This is a genomic window from Halolactibacillus halophilus, assembly GCF_900115605.1.
Classification (GTDB): Bacteria; Bacillota; Bacilli; order Bacillales; family Amphibacillaceae; genus Halolactibacillus; species Halolactibacillus halophilus.
On record NZ_FOXC01000001.1, the window covers coordinates 168,315 to 188,408 of the forward strand.

The 20,094-nt window shown below is 38.6% G+C and carries 20 protein-coding genes and 2 other annotated features; of the genes, 1 reads left to right on the top strand and 19 read right to left on the bottom strand.

Translation table 11 applies throughout. The features are described from left to right. Window positions 1-12 precede the first annotated feature (12 nt). Both pheS and BM098_RS00875 read right to left on the bottom strand, forming a co-directional pair. Window positions 13-1,047, bottom strand: coding sequence for a phenylalanine--tRNA ligase subunit alpha (gene pheS, locus BM098_RS00870; protein ID WP_089829411.1), 1,035 nt, complete (start codon window positions 1,045-1,047; stop codon window positions 13-15). 57 nt (window positions 1,048-1,104) lie between these two features. Beyond that, window positions 1,105-1,349 (bottom strand) — a binding site (T-box leader). 141 nt (window positions 1,350-1,490) lie between these two features. Further along, window positions 1,491-2,225, bottom strand: a complete 735-nt coding sequence (locus BM098_RS00875) for a TrmH family RNA methyltransferase (RefSeq protein ID WP_089829412.1) — start codon at window positions 2,223-2,225, stop codon at window positions 1,491-1,493. Between the two features lie 345 nt (window positions 2,226-2,570). On the opposite strand from BM098_RS00875, the gene BM098_RS00880 reads away from it, so the two are divergent. After that, window positions 2,571-3,131, top strand: a complete 561-nt coding sequence (locus tag BM098_RS00880) for a lytic transglycosylase domain-containing protein (protein WP_234987366.1) — start codon at window positions 2,571-2,573, stop codon at window positions 3,129-3,131. 96 nt (window positions 3,132-3,227) lie between these two features. Here BM098_RS00880 and BM098_RS00885 read toward each other — a convergent pair whose 3' ends face one another. The 17 genes from BM098_RS00885 to BM098_RS00965 all read right to left on the bottom strand — a co-directional run bounded on the left by BM098_RS00885 (window position 3,228) and on the right by BM098_RS00965 (window position 19,886). Next, on the bottom strand, window positions 3,228-4,304 hold the full coding sequence (locus BM098_RS00885; RefSeq protein WP_089829416.1) for a M42 family metallopeptidase: 1,077 nt from the start codon (window positions 4,302-4,304) through the stop codon (window positions 3,228-3,230). 54 nt (window positions 4,305-4,358) lie between these two features. Then, window positions 4,359-4,844, bottom strand: coding sequence for a dUTP diphosphatase (locus tag BM098_RS00890; protein WP_089829418.1), 486 nt, complete (start codon window positions 4,842-4,844; stop codon window positions 4,359-4,361). Window positions 4,845-4,880: 36 nt separating this feature from the next. Next, the gene (locus BM098_RS00895) at window positions 4,881-5,159 is read right to left on the bottom strand and encodes a DUF1294 domain-containing protein (RefSeq protein ID WP_089829420.1); all 279 of its coding nucleotides are present in this window, start codon (window positions 5,157-5,159) and stop codon (window positions 4,881-4,883) included. Window positions 5,160-5,238: 79 nt separating this feature from the next. After that, window positions 5,239-5,598: a 50S ribosomal protein L20 gene (gene rplT / locus BM098_RS00900; RefSeq protein ID WP_089829422.1), complete on the bottom strand. Its 360-nt coding sequence runs from the start codon at window positions 5,596-5,598 to the stop codon at window positions 5,239-5,241. A gap of 42 nt (window positions 5,599-5,640) precedes the next feature. Continuing rightward, window positions 5,641-5,835 (bottom strand): 50S ribosomal protein L35, encoded by a 195-nt coding sequence (gene rpmI / locus BM098_RS00905; RefSeq protein ID WP_089829424.1) that lies wholly within the window; start codon window positions 5,833-5,835, stop codon window positions 5,641-5,643. Between the two features lie 35 nt (window positions 5,836-5,870). Beyond that, window positions 5,871-6,374: a translation initiation factor IF-3 gene (gene infC, locus BM098_RS00910; protein WP_143423357.1), complete on the bottom strand. Its 504-nt coding sequence runs from the start codon at window positions 6,372-6,374 to the stop codon at window positions 5,871-5,873. A gap of 122 nt (window positions 6,375-6,496) precedes the next feature. Continuing rightward, window positions 6,497-6,628, bottom strand: a sequence feature (ribosomal protein L20 leader region). A gap of 391 nt (window positions 6,629-7,019) precedes the next feature. Beyond that, window positions 7,020-8,972, bottom strand: a complete 1,953-nt coding sequence (thrS, locus tag BM098_RS00915) for a threonine--tRNA ligase (protein ID WP_089829429.1) — start codon at window positions 8,970-8,972, stop codon at window positions 7,020-7,022. 367 nt (window positions 8,973-9,339) lie between these two features. Further along, entirely contained in the window at window positions 9,340-10,275 is a 936-nt protein-coding gene (gene dnaI / locus BM098_RS00920) for a primosomal protein DnaI (protein WP_089829431.1), read from the bottom strand. Between the two features lie 48 nt (window positions 10,276-10,323). Then, window positions 10,324-11,700 carry a replication initiation and membrane attachment family protein gene (locus BM098_RS00925; RefSeq protein WP_089829433.1) on the bottom strand — a complete coding sequence of 459 codons (1,377 nt, stop codon included), beginning with the start codon at window positions 11,698-11,700 and terminating at the stop codon, window positions 10,324-10,326. Window positions 11,701-11,821: 121 nt separating this feature from the next. Then, entirely contained in the window at window positions 11,822-12,319 is a 498-nt protein-coding gene (gene nrdR, locus BM098_RS00930) for a transcriptional regulator NrdR (protein ID WP_089829435.1), read from the bottom strand. A gap of 50 nt (window positions 12,320-12,369) precedes the next feature. Further along, window positions 12,370-12,747, bottom strand: a complete 378-nt coding sequence (locus BM098_RS00935; protein WP_089829437.1) for a cytosolic protein — start codon at window positions 12,745-12,747, stop codon at window positions 12,370-12,372. A 183-nt stretch (window positions 12,748-12,930) separates the two neighbouring features. Further along, the gene (gene speD / locus BM098_RS00940; protein WP_089829439.1) at window positions 12,931-13,308 is read right to left on the bottom strand and encodes an adenosylmethionine decarboxylase; all 378 of its coding nucleotides are present in this window, start codon (window positions 13,306-13,308) and stop codon (window positions 12,931-12,933) included. 250 nt (window positions 13,309-13,558) lie between these two features. Further along, a complete protein-coding gene (gene coaE, locus BM098_RS00945) occupies window positions 13,559-14,170 on the bottom strand; it encodes a dephospho-CoA kinase (protein WP_089829441.1) in 612 nt (203 codons plus the stop codon). Window positions 14,171-14,174: 4 nt separating this feature from the next. Further along, a complete protein-coding gene (gene mutM / locus BM098_RS00950; protein WP_089829442.1) occupies window positions 14,175-15,017 on the bottom strand; it encodes a DNA-formamidopyrimidine glycosylase in 843 nt (280 codons plus the stop codon). Window positions 15,018-15,033: 16 nt separating this feature from the next. Continuing rightward, window positions 15,034-17,664, bottom strand: coding sequence for a DNA polymerase I (gene polA, locus BM098_RS00955; RefSeq protein ID WP_089829444.1), 2,631 nt, complete (start codon window positions 17,662-17,664; stop codon window positions 15,034-15,036). Between the two features lie 156 nt (window positions 17,665-17,820). Further along, a complete protein-coding gene (gene pnpS / locus BM098_RS00960; protein ID WP_089829446.1) occupies window positions 17,821-19,194 on the bottom strand; it encodes a two-component system histidine kinase PnpS in 1,374 nt (457 codons plus the stop codon). Continuing rightward, window positions 19,191-19,886, bottom strand: coding sequence for a response regulator transcription factor (locus tag BM098_RS00965; RefSeq protein WP_089829448.1), 696 nt, complete (start codon window positions 19,884-19,886; stop codon window positions 19,191-19,193). Before BM098_RS00965 ends, pnpS begins: the two co-directional genes overlap by 4 nt. Window positions 19,887-20,094: the final 208 nt, after the last annotated feature.

The following is a 20,094-nucleotide window of genomic DNA, read 5'->3' on the forward strand; positions in this document are numbered from 1 at the left end:
CCTCCTCATTCATTATGCTTTATGATATTGCGCTAAGAATCGTTGATCGTTCGTGTAGAAATGGCGGATGTCATCGACGCCGTACTTCAACATCGCAATCCGCTCAGGTCCCATACCAAAGGCAAAGCCACTGTAAATCTCAGGGTCATAGCCTGCCATTTTTAATACGTCAGGATGAACCATGCCTCCACCTAAGATTTCAATCCAACCTGTTTGTTTACAGACCGAACAACCTTTTCCGTGACAAACTTTACATGAAATATCCATCTCAACCGACGGTTCTGTGAACGGGAAGAAACTTGGACGTAAACGAATCTCACGTTCTTCTCCGAAGAATTGTTTCGCAAATTGGTTGAGGACACCTTTTAAATCACTCATGCGCACATTTTTATCGACATAAAGACCTTCGACTTGCGTGAACTGGTGTGAGTGAGTCGCATCATCCGTATCACGACGATACACTTTACCAGGACAAATCATTTTTACTGGCTTATTACCTTTATACTCACCCATTGTTCGTGCTTGCACTGGTGAGGTATGTGTACGCATCAATAATTCTTCTGTCACATAAAAAGAATCTTGCATATCACGAGCTGGATGATTTTTTGGTAAATTTAGCGCCTCAAAGTTATAGTAATCTGTTTCAACTTCTGGCCCTTCTTTTACTTCAAAGCCCATCCCAATGAAGAGATCCTCAATCTCTGTCACAATGGATGTAAGTAGATGTGGACCACCTAGTGTGACCGGACGACCTGGTAAGGTCACGTCAATGGCTTCTTTTTTTAATTGTTCATTCAGTGCTTCAGTTTCAAAAACTTGTTTCTTCACTTCGAGTGCTTCGGTGATTGCCGCTCTAACGGTATTTGCTAATTCACCTACAACCGGTCGTTCCTCAGCTGAAAGTTTCCCCATACCGCGTAACACTTCGGTGATGGGCCCTTTTTTACCAAGGTACCCTACGCGCACTGCTTCAAGTGCTTTTAAATCATCTGCTTCAGTAATTTTTACGAGCGCTTCTTCTTTTAATGCTTGTAATTTTTCTTGCATCTTTATATCCTCCCTCTCATCGTTTCCTTTTTTGACAATATAAAAAGCCCCATCCCAAAAAGGGACGAGGCTAAAAGTCGCGGTACCACCCTTGTTGATAAAGCATGCACTTTATCCACTTATATTTGTTAACGAACAGTGTTGTCCGGCATCATTTTACTTTTTAATCACTTAAAAAGGTCCCATGAACAGCTCCCGAGTGAATTCAGTTCTACATTTCACGTGTTTTGCTTCCAGTCTAGACAAAACATCCCTCATCATGAAACGGTGTAAAACTTACTTGGCTCGTTCGTCGCTTTTTATATCGTCATATTGTTTTGTTTGTACATATATTCTTTAGTATAGTGAAAAATCAGTGGTCTTGCAATGGTTGAATTGAAAATACAATGTTTCTTCATTACTTTTTTGATTAACAGTGAAAAATAAGTCGCTTTTTATGACCATCACTGAAAATAGTACAGCAATATACCTGCGGCCACACCGACATTAAGTGATTCTGCTTTACCAGTAATGGGGATCTTTACTTTCATATCACTTAACTGTTGCAGTTCTTTTTGAACACCGCTACCCTCATTACCAACAATCACCGCACAACTTTCAAAAACCTTTACCTCAGCAAGCGGGATCGCTTCTTCAAGTGTTGAGGCAATCAACTGAACGCCACGCGCCTGCAAATCTGGAAGCAGTATATTTAGATCAGCTTTTACAACAGGTAAATGAAACAGCGAACCTTGCGTTGACCGAATTACTTTATCATTAAATAAATCCACCGTCCCCTCGCCTAAAATAATACCGTCATAGTTAAACGCATCCGCTGTACGAATCATTGTACCGACATTTCCCGGGTCTTGAACATTATCTAAAACGAGTATTTTTTTAAAACGATCCGCCCGATACGTCTTTATGTTTACCACTGCCATCACACCTTGTGGTGATGGTGTATTAGCAAGAGCCTTAAAAACCTGATCTGTGACCACTGTCGTTCGGTAATCCTTAAACCACGTATCAATTTGTCTATCTTCTCGCACAATTAACTGTTCGATCTCCCAGTCACTTCCTATGACCTCTTCAACGAGATGATCGCCTTCAAGTAGAAATTGACCCATTTGTTCGCGATATTTTTTCTTATGCAATTTCATCCATTGTTTGATTGTGTCATTTTTTGTTGATGTAATCATCGTGTCACCCTTTATCTACGTTCAATTTTAAAATATCTCCTCTATCATACATAACTTGGCTAAGTTTGGTCAAACTATATTTATCAACAGTTGTTAAAGCCTGTTAGGGAAATAATGTGTTCTAGAAGTACTATTTCCTTTTGTCAAAACGTACTGTCTGCTAAAACGAGGTCTATCGAAAGACAGGACACACGCCATTACGCTTACTTGGCTCGTTCACTAGCAATCATTATTTTAGCACTTTACTTTTCATAAGGCCCACGCTAAAATGTAGTATAGATATGTAAATATTAGCAGAGATACACCTAAGGGGTGAGCAAAATCGAGATTCAACTCATGCAAGCGATGATGAAATTACAATCGACCAGTCAATTTAGTCAAACCAAACAAAATCAGGCACCCACATTTGACTTTTCTAGTATCATTAGTCAAATAGATACGTCAGATCATACCCGTATCCGCGATCTTGTTGAAAATCCATCAGTGATAGGACAAGTGATGTCATCATCGCCTGTTAAGGTCAACTACTCCGATGATTCGATCAACACGATCATTAGTGATGCTAGCACGAAATATGGTGTTAGTGAACAATTGATTCGAGCTGTCATTCAAACAGAATCAAACTTCAATCCGGATGTTGTAAGTCACGCCGGGGCAGCTGGGTTAATGCAGCTCATGCCAAAAACAGCAGAAGGCCTAGGAGTAACGGATCGGTTTGATCCTTATCAAAATATCATGGGCGGAACGAAATATTTAAACCAAATGTTGCAACGCTATGACGGCAATGAAACACTTGCCCTTGCTGCTTATAACGCCGGTCCTGGTAATGTCGACCGCTATGGCGGCGTGCCACCATTTACCGAGACAACGCGTTATGTTGAAAAAGTGACTCAGTTACTCGGTTAACGAACGTCTTCTTATCATCTTCCAGATATAGCTACACAGAAAGGATGGCCAATTGGCCATCCTTTTTTATGATAGATTCATATTTTCCCCTTATTTTTAACCAAAGGTAATCGTCTTCACTGTCTCTTCATCTAACTGTTTGATAACTTCAACAATTAATTTCACCGCATTGTCCAAATCATCTTGATGAATAATTGCCGCATGTGAGTGGATGTAGCGCGTTGCGACCCCAATCGATAGCGTTGGTACACCGTTTGCTGTTAAGTGAATCGAACCACTGTCTGTCCCACCCATCGCAATTGTTGCGTACTGGTAAGGAATCTCGTTTTTATCTGCTGTTTCTACGACTAGATCACGCACACCTTTATGCGAAATCATTGACGCATCATAAATAATAATTTGTGGTCCCTCACCAATTTTACTATCGGCTTCATTTGCTGAAATCCCTGGCGTATCCCCTGCAATGCCTGTATCAACCGCAAAAGCAATATCCGGTTGGATCGTATTCGCTGCTGTCTTCGCACCGCGCAGACCCACCTCTTCTTGAACGGTACCAACACCGTACACCACGTTTGGATGATCCGTGTCTTTTAATGCTTTTAATACTTCAATCGCAATCGCACAACCAACGCGGTTATCCCATGCTTTAGCGAGTAATAATTTTTCATTTTTCATCGGTTGGAATTCAAAATATGGTACAACCGAGTCACCTGGTTTTATCCCGAATTTTTGAGCTTCTTCTTTACTTGAAGCGCCAATGTCAATAAACATATCTTTGATATCATATGGTTTTTTACGCGCATCGGCTGACATGATATGCGGTGGTTTTGAGCCAATAATGCCGGTGACATCACCAGTTGCTGTCATAACTGTCACACGCTGAGCAAGCATCACTTGTGACCACCAACCACCGATTGTTTGGAAATAAACGAACCCTTTATCATCAATACGGGTAACCATCATACCAATTTCATCTAAGTGACCCGCAACCATAACTTTCGGTCCACCTTCTTTTCCAACTTTCTTTGCGATTAAACTACCAATACGGTCGGTTGATACTTCTGTCGCAAAGGGGCGAATATAGCGGTCCATAACTTCACGTGCTTCTTTTTCATTGCCTGAAATCCCTTTTGCTTCTGTTAGTTCTTTTAACATCGTTAATTTCTCATTCATTTATATGACCTCCTAAAGTTGATCTAGCTATCTAGCAACCATGGCTAGTTAAAATTAATAATTACTATCTTGGCGCTTAAAGTTAACATCGTTTTTTTCATGATAAGCTGTTAAAATATCGTCATCAGTGAATCCAAGTTGGCGGGCTAACTTTAAATATAATTCAAAGACAATCAGATACGTCTCTACATCTTGTTGGTCTTTAAAGTAATCGATTGCCCGGTACATTTGATTAAAAAGCGACGTTGTCGTTGTCTCTTGTTCAAATGGTTCAGCTTGTGCTGGAGTTAGGTCACGGGTGAGACCAAGTGATAATAAGAAGTGAATCCCATCAACGTACTCTTCTAAAATGACGTGCTTCGGACTCGGTTCTTTTACACTCCAAAATTTGAAACAGCGTGTTTCATTGGCTAATTCACTAATTTCTACAAATAACGCTAAAATCTTTTCCTCAAATAAATCGCGCGATGTTAAATCGTGCTTTTGCTCAATGTAATCATCGAGTTCTTTTTGACGCTTAAAAAGACTAGTAAGTTCCATATTGATGTCCTTTCTTTTTATGTAGTCCTATTTATTTTATAAGGTCCAATCAAAATACGCAAATATTAAGACAATGAGCATGACTTCAATGATCGAAAGCACCGGTAACCCAAATTTAAATAAACGGTGTTTTGTTTTATGCCGAAACAATTTCATCCCTAAAAAAGTACCTGGTGAACCAAGAAAAAAAGCAATGAGCCACAGTTGTTTCTCCGGTAGACGCCACTTATTTTTAAGTGCCTTTCGCTTATCTATACCCATTTGAAGAAAACCAATGAGATTGATGAAGATAAGAAAACCAATAAAAAAGACCATAATTTCCCTCGCATTCATTTCTTATATAACGAAAAGAGCTGTCTTCTGTATCAGAAAACAACTCTTTATCATACGTTAATTATTTGTTTAATGCTGCTTTAGCTTGTTCAGTTAACTGTGCAAAAGCTTTTTCATCAGAAATAGCAAGTTCTGCTAACATTTTACGGTTAACTTCGATACCAGCTAATTTAAGACCGTGCATAAGACGGCTGTATGAAAGATCATTCAAACGTGCTGCAGCGTTGATACGTGCGATCCATAATTTACGGAAGTCACGTTTCTTTTGCTTACGGTCACGATATGCATACTGACCTGATTTCCAAACTTGTTGTTTTGCTACTTTAAATAGGGTATGTTTTGAACCATAGTACCCTTTTGCTAATTTTAATATGCGTTTACGACGCTTGCGTGTGACTGTTCCACCTTTAACACGTGCCATAATAATTCCCTCCTAAATATCTTCCCGAAATCTAATAATTTGTTATCTTGGTAACATTTGATCAATACGCTTTTGATCGCCTTTAGATACAAGGCCACCTTTACGCAATTTACGTTTTTGCTTCGTTGATTTGTTTGCAGCTAAGTGACTAATATATGCACTTCCGCGCTTTAATTTTCCTGAAGCAGTTCTTTTGAAACGTTTTTGAGTACCTTTATGTGTTTTCATTTTTGGCATGAGTAGTTCCTCCTTAAAAGCATATAAATTAAAGCTTATTTTTCATTGATTGGCGCAAGCATTAAGAACATGCTACGGCCTTCCATTTTAGCTTTTTGCTCAACTGTTGATAAATCTTTACATTCTTCAGCCATTTGCTCAAGAACTTTACGACCTAAGTCTTTGTGTGTAATTGCACGGCCACGGAAACGGATTGAGACTTTTACTTTGTCTCCTTTTTCCAAGAACTTACGTGCATTACGTAGTTTTGTGTTAAAATCATGCTCTTCAATACCCGGGCTAAGACGGATTTCTTTGACGTTGATGATTTTTTGTTTCTTACGTGCTTCTTTTTCTTTCTTTTGTTGCTCAAAACGATATTTACCGTAATCCATGATCCGGCATACTGGCGGCTTGGCACCTGGTGCAACAAGAACTAAATCTAAATTACGTGTTGCAGCAATATCAAGCGCCTCATTACGAGACTTAACACCTAGTTGATCGCCATTAGAATCAATAAGACGAACTTCACGTGCGCGAATATTCTCATTGACATTCATATCTTTGCTAATAATCATCCACCTCCGAGATTTTTTAAAAGCGGCATGAACTATGACCGGTTCTTATTAGAACCTGACCTTCGAATAGTCATTGACAAGTGTATAAAACTTAGCCATTAAAGACAATAAAAAAAGCGTCGGTACTCGTAAGCACCCACACATATCCTGTCATCTTCAAAATTCAGAATGTGATAACCTGGCAACTACAATGATTGTGTCGATCAGGCGAGAAGCGGGTGCCTCTACTTGTCTAAAGATCATATTCAATTTCACTTTCCTTATCATAGCATCTCTTGACAAGCTTGTCAACGAAAATTAACATGTTTTGATTTATATTTTGCAAACTCTTAAAGGTGGACCCTGGCATGCGCAACATTAACACCTACTCATAAGCTTATCATTGACAGATGACAAACTCATGGCAATTTTGAAGCGTTGAATGAAAATCTTTAGCGGTACTTTATCCGGTTTATATTTCACAATTAATACCCTTCGTGTCATAATAGTAGGTAATTTATTTATCTATACTATTAATTCGCCCCACCGGATAGATATTCCTGCATGAAAAAAAGCAGCGTCAACTTATACTTAAGTTAACGCTACTTGATTGACGAGTAAATGGTTTATGCTGCTTAAAAATCGCGTTTATGATTCTTTACGTGACTTTTTCTCGATATCTTGTTTCATTAAGGCGATAAACTCATCTTGTGAAACTGTTACTTGGTCTTGTTCACCGTAACGACGCACATTGACTGCATTGTTTTCCATTTCTTTATCACCAACAACGAGCGCAAAAGGAATCTTTTCAGTTTGTGCTTCACGAATTTTGTAGCCCAGTTTTTCTTCACGCATATCTAACTCCACGCGGAAACCTTCTAATCTAAGACGGTCTTCTAACTTTTTCACATAATCCTGGTGGACATCATTTGAAACTGGGATAATCCGCGCTTGGACAGGTGCTAACCAAGTTGGGAAGGCACCTTTATACTCTTCAATTAAGAAGGCAACAAAACGTTCCATCGTTGATACAACCCCGCGGTGAATAACAACAGGACGATGGTCTTTACCGTCTTCACCAACATACGTTAAATCGAATTGCTCTGGCAAGTAGAAGTCCAGTTGCACTGTTGATAATGTCTCTTCTTTACCTAATGCTGTTTTCACTTGAACATCAAGCTTAGGACCATAAAAAGCTGCTTCACCTTCTGCTTCAGTATAGTCAAGGTCCATGTCTTCCATTGTTTCTTTTAAGAGTGCTTGGGCTTTTTCCCACATCTCATCATTATCGACATATTTTTCTGTGTTTTCTTTATCACGATAAGATAAACGGAAAGAATAATCTTCAAAGCCAAAGTCACGATATACATGTTGGATGAGTTCAACAACGCGAATAAATTCATCTTTCAATTGATCCGGACGCGCGAAAATATGAGCATCATTCAGTGTCATCGCACGAACACGTTGAAGACCCGCTAGCGCACCGGACATTTCATGACGGTGCATCATACCAAGTTCTGCGATACGAACCGGTAAATGGCGATAACTATATAATTGGTTTTTATAAACCATCATATGATGCGGACAGTTCATTGGACGAAGCACTAAGTCTTCATTATCCATTTCAAGCGTTGGGAACATGTCATCCTTATAATGATCCCAGTGCCCGCTTGTTTTATAAAGTTCAACGCTACCCAAGACCGGTGTGTAGACGTGATCATAGCCGAGTCGTTCTTCTAAATCTACAATGTAACGTTCCACCATGCGGCGGACTGTCGCCCCTTTTGGTAACCATAGTGGCAGGCCTTGGCCCACTTTCTGTGATACAGTAAAGAGATCAAGTTCTTTTCCTAATTTACGGTGATCACGTTCTTTACGTTCTTCAAGAACATGTAAATGATGCTTTAAGTCTTCTTTTTTGAAGAAAGCTGTGCCGTATATACGTTGGAGCATCTTATTGTTGCTGTCTCCGCGCCAGTAAGCACCTGAGATACTTAATAATTGAAAGACTTTTAATTTGCTCGTTTGTGGTACGTGGACACCACGGCAAAGGTCAAAGAATTCACCCTGTTCATAGATAGTGACTGTTTCATCTGCTGGAATCGCTTCTAATAGTTCCAGCTTTAAATCATCACCAATCGCCTCAAAGCGATCATACGCTTCTTGGCGGGAAACTTCCACGCGTTTAATTTCAATATTTTCATCAACAATGCGTTGCATTTCTTTCTCAATCTTCGGTAAATCCTCCGGTATTAGTTGGTGGTCCATATCGATGTCGTAATAAAAACCTTCTTCGATTGTTGGGCCGACGCCGAGCTTGACATCATCACCGAATAAACGTTTCACTGCCTGGGCCATAAGGTGAGCTGTTGAGTGACGTAAGATTTCTAAGCCTTCAGCGTCACGTGAAGTGATAATCGCAATTTCACCGTCGTGTGGCAATGGACGGCGTAAATCAAGTAAGTCACCATTCAATTTAATCGCGACTGATTGTTTTCTTAAACCGGGTGAAATCGACTGTGCAACATCTTCACCTGTTGTTCCTTGATCAAAAAGTTTTTCTGTTCCATCTGGAAAGATTAATTTGATTTGTTCTGCCATGTCTTTCACTCCTTAAAATAGTAAGTTAATCACAAAGGCCAATATAAAAACGCCTATCCCTTTGCGATTACAGCAAAGGGACAAGCGTTATGCTCGTGGTTCCACCCTCATTCCCAAACAGTTCTGTTTGGCTCATTCAAACTCATGTAACGGTGAGTATCCGCCAGCTCCTTAATTAAGTGACTTGTTCAGAAGTGGAGTTCAGAGGTGGTAATTTATAAGCGTGTGTATAGAAAACTTTCAGCACAAGGTTTTCCTCTCTAGTTACACATCAGCAAAAAATATTGTCCTCATCAAAACTTTTAGTTTTTAATTATGCTTTGTATTATAGTCTTGTCTTGTAAAAAAATCAAGAGGTGAAACAAATTTAACTTTCTCGGCGATTATTCGCATGGATTAAAATCGGTGTACTTACTTGTTTGATTCGTTCAATAATCCGACCCGCTTTTAACTCTTCAATATCCCCACGTGACGTTTGTGCTAAGTGGGTTTCAAGTTGGGTTAAATTGTAATTCGAACTAAAGAAGACCGGCAGTCGCTCCATCATTCGGTATTGAAGGATAGAACCGAGCACCTCATCTCTAAACCAACTTGATAGTGACTCCGCCCCAATATCATCGATCATTAATACGGGAACTTTTTTAAACGTTTCAATTTTTTCAGATGTTGAGTCATCTTTAAATGATGATTTTATTTCACGAACGAATTCAGGCATGTAAATCAACATTGTTTCTATCCCGCGATCGGCAAACTCATTTGCTAGCGCACCCAAAAAGTAAGTCTTTCCTACACCAAACGGACCATGGAAGTAAAAACCGCGCTCAGGCAAACCTTCATCGATTTGATGCACGTACTTAAGAAGAGCTTTGATAGCCTCATGACGATCAGCGTTTTGGCTATCAATCGATTCAATTCGCGCAGCTAAAATATCTTTCGGCATATACAAGCTCTTAATTTTCGCTTGTCGACGCTTTTGTTCTTCTTCAATCCGCGTATATTTACACTTTTCATAGGTGAGGTGGAACGTGTCACCTTCTACATTCAAAATCGGCTTATACCCCGGTAGAACATTGTCAATACAGCCATGATCTGGACAATTGTCACAATCCCTATTTTGTGAATAATACTCATACAACGTCATTAACTGTCGATCAATTGCCAAATCATCAATCGCCTCATGTGTTTCAATGACAGTTTTTATCTCTGGGTCCTGTAAAATTTCTTGTTTCATTTTTTGATATGTTTCTTGAAAAGATTGATTTTTCTTCATCCATTTCTTTAAGGAAACATTAATCGGTTCCATCGTGTCACCACCTCATTTTCATTTACATCTAGGTTTTTAGAATATCTATCACTGCTTGTTTTTCTTTGCTTGGAACGATTTTAACAACGCATCAATTTCTTGATTATCAGCTGATGATGGCTGAACAGTCTGTGATGGTTTTTGCGTACTCTTCTTTGTTTCAGTCTTTTGTTTTTTAAACCAATCTGGAACGACGGCCTCACGACCTGTTTTTTTCCTTGGGTAACCCTTTTTAAAATCTTTCGATTGGTACTTCGTATGCTCTTCTTTTGCGAGTGCCATGGCGTCAGTAACTGTTTTAATTTGCTTTCTCGCCCAATGGCTCGCAATCTTTTCCATATAGGCACGAGATAGCTTCATATCTGATTTTAACATAACATAATGAATCAAAACATTCATCACACCTGGTGAGAGTGCTTGTTTTCCCATAATATCTGCAATCATTTTGATATCTTGTTTTGAAGCTTCAGCCTCACCTGATAAGTCTTCAATTAATTCCTTTGGACTCAGCGTCTCCATCTGTTCAATAAACCGTGCTTTTTTCGATTGAGGTGCCGCCTGATTTGAATTTATCGTTTCACTTTTCTTCAAGCGTTCGCGCTGGATAATCACTTGTTGTTTCGACGGCTGGACATCAATTGCATCCAAGCAAGCTTCTTTAAACGCCTCTTTATCGAGTCGGTGCTCTGAATCAATCGACCACTGTAATAGCTTGTCGACTTCAGAATTAGATAAAGTGTAAAGTACTGCCATCTGATTAATAAAGCGCTGATTTTCTCTAGATAAAATCACGTCTACATTCAGCATCCGCGACTGTAAATTTTGACTAAGCCAATCAAAATCAACAACAGTATCTGACAGCCAGTCCTTCGTTTTGGCATAATGATTAATCGCTGTTGTGTCTGTAGTTTCTTCCACTTCAATATCAACCGGTTGATGTATAAACACATCAGAAAACGTGTGTGTAATCGGCTCACCCGAAGGGGAAAATGTGGTACGCTCTAATATTTTTGATTTCAATGAATGAAATTTTTGTTTGCCGATTTGGTGATACAACATTTGACTTAACACATCATCAGATATAAAACTAACCGGTGTCATTGGTGGCTTTAAATGAAAATCATACAGCGTTTGTTGCTCATCTTCAAAGCGGTACGTTTCCAGTAATCCTATCGCTTCAATTTTCGTTCTGGCATCATAAATGGTTGTCAGAGATTGATTAAGTAACTGCATCAAGTAGTGATGAGAGTGGCGATCGTGGAAAGCAATTTGATGATAGAGCGTCATATATAAACTAAGGGCTTCAATGCCGATGATAGGCTGATACAATTGATACAGCGCTTGATATTGTTCATCTGACAAATCAAACATTTTTGTCGTTCGGTAGCCATCAGCCGGCAATACTTTTCCAATGGATTGATGCATCGCACTCTTCCTTTCTTTATGTTATCTCAAGTGTGTTGTTTTAAAATGTTACTGAATAAACAATTGTTTTCCTAATGAAAAATGAGCCGCGAGGCTCATTTATTGTTTGATAACGTGTGAATTAGTTTGTCTCATCGTCAGACAAGCGACCCGATTCACCTTTTTTATCTTCATGGATCAATTCTTTAAGCTCATCCAAAAAGACATTGATATCTTTAAATTGGCGATACACAGAGGCAAATCTAACGTAGGCCACTTCATCAATTTGACTGAGACCTTCCATCACAAGTTCACCAATATCATTGCTATCTACTTCTGATTGCCCCCGACTTCTTAAAGAGCGTTCGACATTAAGCGCTAAATCTTCAAGCTGTTCTAATGCGACCGGGCGTTTTTCACAAGCCTTCATAAGACCTCGCACCAATTTCTCGCGACTAAATGTTTCGCGGACGCCTTCTTTTTTAACGACGATCAAGGGCATTTCTTCGATGCGTTCAAAGGTCGTAAATCGATGCGCACAAGCCTCGCATTCGCGTCGACGTCTAATCGCTTGATTATCTTCAATTGGTCGTGAATCTAATACCCGTGTATGTTTATCATGGCAGTTAGGACACCGCATCGTTTAACAACCTCCTTTTCAGCTAATTTATTATGATTACGAAGACCGGATCAGTCAACTAATTCCATTTCTTTTTTTAGATCGTCATACAGTTTCGTAATCAAATTATGACTAAAACCTAAATCAAACAAACCACCTTCAGTTGTGACGGATAAATCTACTGATGTGCGGAAGGGCTTCACCATAATAATAGTTACGACAACAAACGCACGACGCTTGCCTTTGTAATTAACGGTAATTTCCCCACGTTCTTGTGAAGATGCTTTAACCTCACAATTTGAATTCTTTTTAAAATAATTCATAACCGCATCGAATCCACGATCTTTCGTTGTTTTAAAATATTTACTTTCTAAATTTTTATCCCAATGTTTTTCTGCTGTTTCAGAATGATTGTTAAAATACTTATTAAATCCTTCTTTAAATCCCATCGTTACACCTCATCATTTACTTTTTCTTATGCTTTTATATACATGTATTTTATATTTTAACATGTTTAGCTTAAGAAAACGATAACAATGTTTGGATTTCCGTGTTCTTTATACAAAACAATCAAAATCATTGTTAAGATGCAAAAACTCCTCTTAGCAAATAATGACTAAGAGGAGTGACTATTAAAGTGATTCGGATTTTGGTACTTGAATAGGACCAAGACCTCTTGGTACTTCGACACGTTCTAATCGTTTTGAATCTAAGCTCTCAGCGATATAATCACAAGCAACGTTTGGATCAATAACATCTCCACACGTATAAACGTCAATACTCGCATAGCCGTGTTCCGGAAAACTATGAATCGTTAAGTGTGATTCAGAAATAATCACCACGCCACTCACACCTTGTGGTGCAAATTTATGAAATGCGACTTCTCTAATTTCAGCACCCGATTTAAGTGCTGCATCAACAAAAATTTGTTCAATCTTTCCCATATCATTTAAAATATCAATGTTGCAATCCCACATTTCAGCAATAACGTGTCTTCCCATTGTGTCCATTATAAACACTCCCCCTGTTTCTGTTTTTGTAAAATGTAAGCTTAATTGCCACGGGGGAAAGTTAGTCCAAAGAGGTCCTAACCCTTTAAGCAATCAACGGCTCATTTTCATATTGTTGTGCATCTAATCAAAATACACACGCAGGAAAATTATATATCGAAATATGTCTTCCTGCAACTATTTTTTTAAAATAGAATGTTATTTTCGCATGTGCCAATCCTTACAACTACCAGCGTAAGGGCAGCTAATTTCACTGCTTCCTCTCTTGTGACAAATACTTTTTGTATAATGTGTCGCATTGTTTATATGTTTCGTCTAAAGAACCGTTGTTATTGATGACATCGGTCGCTAAATCTTTTTTCATTTCAATCGACCACTGCGTTTTAATTCGTTTTTTTGCTTCTTGTCTCGTAAGCTTATTTCTTTTCATTAAACGCTCAAGCTGGACAGCTTCAGTCGTGTAAACAACAATGATGCGATCAACTAGATTGGTAAAGCCGCCTTCAAACAATAACGGAATATCTAAAATAATAAGCGGCTCACTTTGGTTCATATATCTATCTCGGCGGCTAACTATTTCTTTAACAATCGCCGGATGCATTAGGTCATCGAGCTTTTGCCTTAAGGTATCATCATTAAAAATCATTTGACCGAGTAACGTACGGTCCAGTGAACCATCTGTTTGAATAATCTCCTCACCAAATGTCTGTTTTAGCCGCGTCAGTATAGGCTTACCCGGCTCAACGATTTCACGAGCAATTCGATCAGCATCAATGACCGGTACTTGTTTTGTTTTAAACCATTCCACAACCGTACTTTTACCAGTCGCAATGCTACCGCTCAGACCAACGACACACGACATACGCTCACTCCTCTGGTTGTTTGATTACTTGGCAGACTGGACAATAATGTGTGCCACGTCCAGATACCTTTGTTTTTTCAATCGGTGTATCACAAACTGGACAGGGTTTGTCGGTTTGACCATACACATTAAGTGTTTGTTGGAACATACCCATATTGCCATCGGCATTCGTATAACTTCTAATCGTTGTCCCGCCTTGTTTTACTGCTTCTTGAATGACCGCTTGGGCTTCTATTAAAAGACGTTTAACCTCTGATTGACTTAAAGCGTGTCCTTTTGTCATCGGATGAACATTAGAACGAAAAAGTGTCTCATCGACATAAATATTACCTAAACCGGCAAGCAATTGTTGGTCGAGTAAAATATTTTTAATCGCCCGCGTTGATTTTATAATTTTCGGATACAAGTGATTGAATTCAACTGGGTCTAAATATAAGTCCACGCCCACTTGTTTCATCGGTAATGCTTCAAGCGCTTCACCTTTAGGAAAGAGATGCATTGTGCCAAACTTTCGAACATCATTGTATTGGAGACTTGTTCCATCAGTAAACGTAAAAATAACATGAGTATGTTTATTTTCTGGTTCGCTATTGGAGTGAGTGGAAAACTTTCCTTCCATTCGTAAATGTGACACCATTTCAACATCATTAAAAATAAATAACAGGAATTTTCCCCGACGTTTAATATCGCGAATGGTTTGTCCTTTAAGCATCAGTTCAAACACGTGACTATCATCTGGCTTTTTAATTATTTTAGCAAAACGTACATCAACGGACGCAATCGTTTTATCAATGATTAATGTTTTTAGTGTACGCCTTACCGTTTCTACTTCTGGTAATTCTGGCATTGATCATTCTCCGTTCTTATTTCGCATCATACCATGTCGGACCGTGCGCATAATCGACTTTTAGTGGTACAGATAGTTCAACAGTCTGTTCCATCACCTCTGGTACAATTCTTTTTAATTGGTCAATTTCTTCTTTAGGTGCTTCTAATATCAGTTCATCGTGTACTTGCAGTAGCATATTCGCTCGTAGGCCTTCTGCAGTTAAACGCTCAGTTAAATCAATCATGGCTTTTTTAATAATATCAGCCGCACTACCTTGAATCGGTGTATTCATCGCGGTACGCTCAGCAAAGCTTCGCTGATTAAAATTACGACTTGTGATATCTGGTAAATAACGGCGGCGGTGCATCAAGGTAGTCACGTAGCCTTGTTGTTTTGCTTCTTTTACAATTTCATCCATGTATATTTTTACACCTGGATAACTATTAAAATAACGATCAATAAAAGCTTGTGCTTCTTTACGAGTAATCCCTAAATTTTGTGATAATCCGTAATCACTAATGCCGTAGACAATTCCGAAGTTAACCGCTTTGGCTTGACGGCGCATTAAACTATCGACGTCTGCTTCTTCCACGTGGAAAACATCCATGGCGGTTTGCGTATGAATGTCACGGTCATCCTTAAATGCCTGAATGAGTTTCTCATCACCGGCAATATGGGCAAGGACACGCAACTCAATTTGAGAGTAGTCACAGGCAAACATTTCCCAATTGTTTTCACTAGGAACAAAGGCTTGACGTATCTTTCTGCCTTCTTCTAATCGAATCGGAATGTTTTGTAAGTTGGGATCTGTTGATGAAAGGCGCCCAGTTTGTGTCAAAGCTTGATTGAAGCGGGTGTGTATTTTCCCGTCTGCATGAATCACTTTAAGCAACCCTTCTAAATAGGTTGACTGTAGTTTTTGAAGTTGACGATACAACAAAATATCTTCAATAATTGGGTGTTTCATTTTTAATTGTTCTAAAACATCCGCAGCCGTTGAATAGCCTGTCTTAGTTTTCTTTATCACCGGTAATTCAAGTTTCTCAAACAACACAACCCCAAGTTGTTTAGGCGAGTTTAAGTTAAATGATTCACCAGCGGCCTCATATATTTTTTCTTCTATCGTCTTTAAACGTTCTGCTAAGTCTTGCTGCATCACTTCTAATTTTTCTCGGTCGACCATAACGCCGAGTTCTTCCATATCGGCTAAGATCTTACTGAGTGGTAGTTCAAGAGTTTCGTATAACATCATCTGTTCATTCGTAACAAGCCCTGCTTCAATCGTTGGCTTTAATGCGTAGACGACATGTGCTTTTCTTACAATGTGATCACGTAACACGTCTTCATCAGGAATGGCTAGTTTTTTTCCTTTACCATACACATCCTCATCTTCTCTTACCCCAATCGAATCATAACGAGATGCAATGGACGGGATATCATGATTGTTTTCTGATGGATTCACTAAATAGGAGCCTAGTAATAAATCGAACATAATACCTTTAACATCAATGCCTAAATGTTTAAAAGTAACCAATACTTTTTTTGCGTCAAAGGTATACTTTTTCATTGATTCGTCTCTTAAATACGCATGAAAAGCCGCATCTTTTTCAACAACATCCTTACTTAAAAAATAGTGATGGTCTTCGTTACTCATGCCAACACCAAGAAGCTTATCCGTATGATATTGTTCTGTTAGATAATCAACGACAAGACTTTCTTCTCCTGTAAGACTTAGCTGACTAAAATCGTTAACGACTTCAACAGTCATGTCTTTTAAAGTTTCAGTTTCTTCAATCTGGTCGGCGTCAATCATTGACATCAGTGATTTAAACTCTAATTGTTTGAATAAATCTCGCAACTCTTTCATGTCAAAACCGTCATATTTAGTCTTATCTAGTTCGACAGTAATGGGAGACTCGCGGTTAATCGTCGCCAGCTCATATGACATAAAGGCATCTTCTTTATGGGTCACTAACTTTTCTTTTAATTTTTTACCGCTGACATCATCAAGTCCATCGTATACTTTTGACAATGTTTCGAATTGTTTTAACAATTTAATTGCCGTTTTTTCACCAACTCCCGGTACACCCGGTATATTATCAGAAGCATCTCCCATTAATGCTTTCATATCAATAATTTGCGCAGGTGTTATCTCTAGTTTTTCATTGAGATAATCTGGTGTATAACTTTCTGTCTCACTGATTCCTTTTTTCGTTAGATGTACAGATGTTTTATCGGATACAAGTTGAAGCATATCCTTATCACCGGTAATAACTGCCACATCAAAACCTTTTGTTTCTGCTTGTTTTGATAATGTTCCAATAATATCATCCGCTTCATAATTCGCTAATTCATAATGGGTAAGCTGAAAAGCATCAAGCAACTCACGTGTGATGTTGAATTGTTCTGATAGTTCCGGTGGTGTTTTTTGTCGCCCACCTTTATATTCTTTATATGTGTCATGACGAAACGTCGTTTTGCCCGCATCAAAAGCGACCAGCACATGCGTTGGGGCTTCTCGTTCTAATATTGTCAACAACATCTTCGTAAAACCGAAGACTGCGTTCGTATGCACCCCTTGTGTATTTGAAAGTAGTGGTAAAGCAAAAAATGCCCGGTACAAGACACTATTACCGTCAATCAAAACTAATTTTTTATCTGACATTATGTCAACTCCTTATCCTCATTATGTATCACTATATTTATTAGACCCCGCTTATCAAATGGATGAATTACCGCCGAAACTAATCTTATCTTATCATGTTTTCATCATTTTCAAAAATGATACTTACTCAGGCGACAACAAAAAAAGAACAGACACTCATGTCTGTTCTTTTGGTAACATAATTGTAAATGTTGAGCCTTCATCAACCACACTGTCAACAAAAATCTGACCATGATGAGCTTCTACTATATGTTTCGTAATAGATAAACCTAATCCAGTGCCACCTGTATTGCGACTTCTCGCTTTATCAACGCGATAAAAGCGTTCAAAAATACGTGGCAACACTTCTGTTGCTATACCCATGCCGTTATCACTCACTTCAATTTTAACATATCCGGAGGAATTATAAGCAGCTATGGTGACTTCCCCACCATTTGGTGAATAATTAATCGCATTATAAATCAGATTCAAAATCACTTGTTTTAACCGGTCATAATCAGCCGAGAGTTCAAGTCCCTCTTCGCCAGCAATCGTTAAGTCCATGCCTTTTGCTTTTGCTTGCACTTTTGCCATTTCAACAGACTCTCTTATTAAACCATCAAGCTGAATAACTTGGTAATTCAAATGAAAATCTACCTTTTCTAACTTAGATAAGTCAAGTAAATCCTGAATCAACAACTGTAGCCGGTGACTCTCTTTATAGATAATTGAAAGAAAACGTTGTTCTAGTTCTTTATCTAATTCATCTTCTAACATTGTTTCAGCAAAGCCTTTGATTGATGTAATCGGCGTTCTTAGTTCATGTGACACATTTGCAACAAAATCTTTACGTATTTGTTCCAAACGTTTAAACTCTGTCACATCATGAAAAACAAGCACCGCACCACGCAAATCATGTTTTTGGTTAAAATAAGGTGCGCCAATCACTTCTAAATAATACGTCGTTAAGTCTTTTGTGAGGGTTATTTCATTTTTGATCGGTTGTTCATATAAAAAGACTTCTTGAACCGTTTCATCAATTTGATTTTGGTCGAGAACATCGTAGTACAATGAGTCTGTATAACGTTCTCTCGTTAACCCAAACAGATCAACAAAGCGCTTATTTACTAAATGAACATACCCTTGTTGGTCAATAAGCATGACACCACTTGCCATATTTTCAATCACGCTATTGAGTTGACGGGCATGCATCTTTTCTTGACGGTTTAAATCTTGTAAATGGCGAGCAAGCTCATTAATCGCACCTTGAAGGCGTCCTGTGTCCGCGTGAAAATCTTCATGTACGCGCACTTTATAATTCCCACTGACAAGTGAATCAATCGTTTCTACTAAATGCTTAACAGGACGGACATAATTTTTATATACTTGATAAAATAATAAAATAATCATAAAATATGCTCCGGTAAGTAGAAAGAAGACAATATATTGCGCACTACCAAAAACAAGCGGTACAATCGCAAATACAAGCACAACAAATAACACACTTACTGACAGCACTTGAGTCAAAAACAGCCGCCGATGAGTCGTCATTTTTTCGGCTCCTCCATTTTATAACCAAGTCCGCGTATCGTCTTAATATAAATTGGTTGCTTCGTATCTGGTTCGATTTTTTCTCGCAAATGACTGACGTGAACATCAACGATTCGCGTATCACCGGCAAAATCATAGTTCCACACGGCCGTAAGTAATTGATCACGTGACAATACTTTCCCTTTATGCTTGGCTAAGTAAAATAATAGTTCAAATTCTTTTCTCGTGAAGGTTAGTACTTCACCACTAAGCGTTGCTTCATATTGTTCTGGATAGATGGTTAACTCACCGATGGATAAGTATAAGGCTTCTTCTGCTTTCGGTTTATTCGTCCGCCGTAAAATGGCCTTAATACGAGCAACAACTTCTTTTGGGCTGAAAGGTTTCGTTAAGTAATCATCCGCTCCAAGTTCTAAGCCCAAGATTTTATCAAATTCATCATCTTTTGCCGTTAACATTAAAATGGGACTGTCTATCTTTTCTTGACGCAAGGCTTTGGTCACGTCAGTCCCTTCCATTCCTGGTAACATAAGATCTAACACAATTAATTCATAGTCATTTTTTATCGCTTTAGCCAGTGCTTCTGTACCTGAATAGGCGACATCAGTATTGAAGCCCGCTTTTTCTATATGGTATTGTAACAAGGTGACAATTGATTCTTCATCATCAACAATTAAGATTTTTTCACTCAACCTTTATACCCCCTTCATGTTTCATTCATATTTATCATAGCTGTTTTAATCAATAATTGAAAGACAGACTAATCAACTCACCTGTAAAATTTCATTTACAAAGTAAAGTTTTTGTAAATTTTTTGACGAATGATGCATACAAGACCTCTTTTTCTATGATTAGTAAGAAAAGAAAGAAAAAAAATCACCGCTTAAAGCGATGACTTTC

Bases quoted from the DNA above. Each gene is read 5' to 3' on its own strand.
- BM098_RS00885 (WP_089829416.1), bottom strand. From the start codon at position 4,304: ATGAATGAGAAATTAACGATGTTAAAAGAACTAACAGAAGCAAAAGGG.
- BM098_RS00925 (WP_089829433.1), bottom strand. From the start codon at position 11,700: ATGCATCAATCCATTGGAAAAGTATTGCCGGCTGATGGCTACCGAACG.
- mutM (WP_089829442.1), bottom strand. From the start codon at position 15,017: ATGCCAGAATTACCAGAAGTAGAAACGGTAAGGCGTACACTAAAAACA.
- BM098_RS00875 (WP_089829412.1), bottom strand. From the start codon at position 2,225: ATGATTACATCAACAAAAAATGACACAATCAAACAATGGATGAAATTG.
- rpmI (WP_089829424.1), bottom strand. From the start codon at position 5,835: ATGCCAAAAATGAAAACACATAAAGGTACTCAAAAACGTTTCAAAAGA.
- rplT (WP_089829422.1), bottom strand. From the start codon at position 5,598: ATGGCACGTGTTAAAGGTGGAACAGTCACACGCAAGCGTCGTAAACGC.
- pnpS (WP_089829446.1), bottom strand. From the start codon at position 19,194: ATGACGACTCATCGGCGGCTGTTTTTGACTCAAGTGCTGTCAGTAAGT.
- BM098_RS00890 (WP_089829418.1), bottom strand. From the start codon at position 4,844: ATGGAACTTACTAGTCTTTTTAAGCGTCAAAAAGAACTCGATGATTAC.
- dnaI (WP_089829431.1), bottom strand. From the start codon at position 10,275: ATGGAACCGATTAATGTTTCCTTAAAGAAATGGATGAAGAAAAATCAA.
- nrdR (WP_089829435.1), bottom strand. From the start codon at position 12,319: ATGCGGTGTCCTAACTGCCATGATAAACATACACGGGTATTAGATTCA.
- polA (WP_089829444.1), bottom strand. From the start codon at position 17,664: ATGTCAGATAAAAAATTAGTTTTGATTGACGGTAATAGTGTCTTGTAC.
- pheS (WP_089829411.1), bottom strand. From the start codon at position 1,047: ATGCAAGAAAAATTACAAGCATTAAAAGAAGAAGCGCTCGTAAAAATT.
- thrS (WP_089829429.1), bottom strand. From the start codon at position 8,972: ATGGCAGAACAAATCAAATTAATCTTTCCAGATGGAACAGAAAAACTT.
- infC (WP_143423357.1), bottom strand. From the start codon at position 6,374: ATGAATGTCAATGAGAATATTCGCGCACGTGAAGTTCGTCTTATTGAT.
- speD (WP_089829439.1), bottom strand. From the start codon at position 13,308: ATGGACACAATGGGAAGACACGTTATTGCTGAAATGTGGGATTGCAAC.
- coaE (WP_089829441.1), bottom strand. From the start codon at position 14,170: ATGTCGTGTGTCGTTGGTCTGAGCGGTAGCATTGCGACTGGTAAAAGT.
- BM098_RS00935 (WP_089829437.1), bottom strand. From the start codon at position 12,747: ATGGGATTTAAAGAAGGATTTAATAAGTATTTTAACAATCATTCTGAA.
- BM098_RS00895 (WP_089829420.1), bottom strand. From the start codon at position 5,159: ATGGTCTTTTTTATTGGTTTTCTTATCTTCATCAATCTCATTGGTTTT.
- BM098_RS00880 (WP_234987366.1), top strand. From the start codon at position 2,571: ATGATGAAATTACAATCGACCAGTCAATTTAGTCAAACCAAACAAAAT.